Source organism: Pauljensenia sp. UMB3104, from assembly GCF_030217285.1.
Classification (GTDB): Bacteria; Actinomycetota; Actinomycetes; order Actinomycetales; family Actinomycetaceae; genus Pauljensenia.
In genome coordinates, this window is record NZ_JASONN010000385.1 from 1 (window position 1) to 259 (window position 259).

Annotated in this window: 1 protein-coding gene; it reads right to left on the reverse strand. The window is 57.9% G+C overall.

Annotation, left to right across the window (positions count from 1 at the left end):
- Nucleotides 1-259: hypothetical protein (locus QP415_RS12130; RefSeq protein ID WP_285100242.1), on the reverse strand; the 259-nt coding region annotated here is incomplete at both ends.

The following is a 259-nucleotide window of genomic DNA, read 5'->3' on the forward strand; positions in this document are numbered from 1 at the left end:
TGAAGGTTCCGTCCGTGTAGGTCAGCGTGTAGTCGAACCAGCGTTTGCCGGTCATGTCAGCGGCAGGCACCTCGAAGGTGAAGTGCGTGACGTCTTCGCTGTCATGTGTCAAGTTGATCGCGCGCGAATCTTTATCGGCGCTCGACTTCATGTTCAGTGTCACCGTCTTGACGCTGGTGTTGTCCGTGATGGTGAAGTCGAATGCCAGTGGCTGGTCGGCGCGAACTGTGGATGGGGTGGCATCTGTCAGCGCCGGTTC